Source organism: Spirillospora sp. NPDC049652, assembly GCF_040675125.1.
In the GTDB taxonomy this organism is placed as follows: domain Bacteria; phylum Actinomycetota; class Actinomycetes; order Streptosporangiales; family Streptosporangiaceae; genus Spirillospora.
In genome coordinates this window covers 1-2,782 of sequence record NZ_JBFAOF010000929.1, presented here as the reverse complement: position 1 = coordinate 2,782, position 2,782 = coordinate 1, and the positions used below count along the sequence as shown (strand labels likewise).

Annotated in this window: 1 protein-coding gene; it reads right to left on the bottom strand. The window is 78.2% G+C overall.

Going from position 1 to position 2,782, the window contains the following annotated elements; genetic code table 11:
* The coding region (locus tag AB0J52_RS34990; protein ID WP_500187190.1) for a beta-ketoacyl synthase N-terminal-like domain-containing protein at positions 1 to 2,782 on the bottom strand (2,782 nt) is incomplete at both ends.

The following is a 2,782-nucleotide window of genomic DNA, read 5'->3' as shown; positions in this document are numbered from 1 at the left end:
GCCGCCGGGCCCGGCGGCGGGCCCGGCGGCGGGCCGGGTCGCCGTCTCGACGGTCACCTCGGGCGCGCGCTCGCACGGGCTGGCGAAGAACGAGAAGTCCGCGCCGATCTCCAGCGGCCGGACGAGCCGTCCGACGAACAGCGCGCCGTGGTCCACGGGGGCGCCGAGCACGAACGCGGTGCCGACCACGCGCAGCAGCGAGGACAGCGACTCGTCGTCGGTGTCCAGCGCGACGGCCGGGACGTCCAGGGCGTTTCCGGCGAGGGCGCTCAGCGTGCGGCCAGGGCCGACCTCGACGAACAGGTCCACGTCCTTGCCGGCCAGCTCCAGGGCCTGGCCGAACCGGACCGGGTCCGCGATCTGGCGGCGCAGCAGCGCGCGCAGGTCGGCGTCCGGGTCCAGCGGCTCGCCGGTCACCGTGGACACCACCCGGCCCTCGACCGGGCCGAACTCGCGCCCGGCCAGCCACGCGTCGAACGCCTCGGCGGCGGGGGCGACCAGCGGCGAGTGGAAGGCGTGCGAGACGGCGAGCCGGGTGCAGTCGATCCCGGCGCGCTCGGCCGCGCCGACGACCGCGTCCACCGCGGTGGCCGGTCCGGCGACGACCGTCTGGTTCGGGCCGTTGTAGCCCGCGATGACGACCGGGCCGTCCGCGAGCAGCGGCACGACCACGTCCGCCGGGGCGGCCAGGCCCGCCATGGCCCCCGCGCCGGTGCTGTGCTCGGCCATCGCCCGGCCGCGCGCGGCGGCCAGCTCGGGCAGCGCGTCCGCGCCGACCGCGCCCGCCCAGTGCAGCGCGGTGATCTCGCCGAGGCTGTGCCCGACGGCGACGTCCGCGCGCAGCCCGAGGCGTTCGAGCACGCGCAGCCCGGCGAGCGAGCCGGTGGCGATGCGCGGCTGCGCGACCTCGGTCGCGGCCATGTCCCCGCTCCGCGGCAGCCGGACGCGCGCGTACACCGCGTCCGCCTCGGTGAACCGGCGGCGCAGCGCGCCCCCGGTCGTGGAGCGGCCCGCGCCCTGGCCCGGGAACAGGTAGCCGACCCGGGCCGGGCGGGTGACGTGGCCGAGGAACGCCGAGCCGTTCGGGGTGAGCAGCGCGGTCTCGCCCGCGTCCAGCGCCTCCAGCAGCCGCCGCAGCTCCCGCTCGGCCTGCTCGGGCGAGGTCGCGATCACCGCCGCCCGGTGGGGCCGCCCGGACAGCCGGCGGCGCGCCGCGTCGGCGACGTCGGCGAGCTGCGCGTACGACACCGACGGCACCCAGTCGGCCAGCTCGGCGACCCGGGCGCGCAGCTCCGCGGTGGTCCCGGCGTCGAGCAGCAGCAGCTCGGCGTCCTGCGGGGACGCGGCGAGCTCGCGGGTCACCGCGTCCAGCCCGGTTCCCCGGACGGCCTCGCCCTCCAGCACGATGTGGGTGTTGATGCCGCCGAACCCCATGGCGGTGACCCCGGCGCGCACCGGCGCGTCCTCGGGCCACGGCTCGGCCCGGCGCAGCGTGCGCAGCGGCGCGCCGTCCTCGGCGAGCACCTCGTGCGGGTCGACGCTGCCCACGCTCGGCGGCAGCACCTGCGCGTCCACCGCGAGGACGGCCTTGATGAACCCGGCGACCCCGGCGGCCGCCTTGGTGTGCCCGATCATCCCCTTGATCGAGCCGATCGCGGCGGGCCGCAGGCCGGGGGCGGCCTCGCTCCGGGCGGCGGACAGCGCGGTCAGCTCGGTGGTGTCGCCGACGGCGGTCCCGGTGCCGTGCCCCTCGAACAGCGCGACGGTCTCGACGCCGAACCCGGCCCGCGCGTAGGCGCGGCGCATCGCCAGCACGTGGCCGTCGCGAGTCGGCCTGGTCAGGCCGCCGCTCCCGTCGGACGACACGCCCCAGCCCCGGATCAGCGCCAGCGGGACGCGGCCCGCGTCGCGCGCGTCCGCCGCCCGCATCAGCGCGACCATCCCGCAGCCCTCCCCGGGGAGGAACCCGGTGGGCCGCGCGTCGTAGATCCGCATCTCGTCCGCGGCGAGCGCCCCCAGCCGCGCGAAGCCGACCAGCTCGAACGGGTCGAGGCTGGCGTCCACGCCGCCCGCCAGTACCAGGTCCAGGTCCCCGGACGCCAGGGCCGAGCAGGCCGTCGTCACCGCCAGCAGCGACGAGGCGCACGCGCCGTCCACGGTGTAGCCGCCGCCGCGCAGGTCGAAGTGGTTGCAGACGCGGCCCGCGACGGCGTTGGCGAGCCCGCCGACCAGGCTCTCGTCGGTCGGCTCGGGGAACGGGGCCTTGAACCCGCGCTCCAGCCGCGCCATCAGCACGGCGGCCCGGTCATCGGCGAGGCCGGCGTCCGCGAGGGCGTCCCGGACGACCCGGGCGACGTACGGCCAGCGCAGCCGCAGCAGCCCGGCGCGGCTGAACTCGCCGGTCAGGGAGTTGCCGAGCACCACGCCGACGCGGTCGCGGGACAGCCCGCGCAGGTCCGGGAACCCCGCGTCCTCCAGCGTCTCGGCGGCGACCTGGAGCGCGAGCCAGTGCACCGGGTCGGTGACGCGGTGGCTCGCCCCGGACACCCGGTGCCGGGCGCGGTCGAACGTCCAGTCGGTGAGGACGGCGGCGGACCGGACGTACGTCGAGTCCGCTCCGCCGCCCGCGTAGTCGGCGAGGTTCAGCCGTCCGGGCGGGAGCGGACGGAACGCGCGCCGTCCGGTCAGCACGTTCTCCCAGAGCTCGGCGGGGGACGCCGCGTCCGGATACCGGCATCCCGCGCCGACGACGGCGATCGCGGGCCCGGCCGTGCCGGGCGCG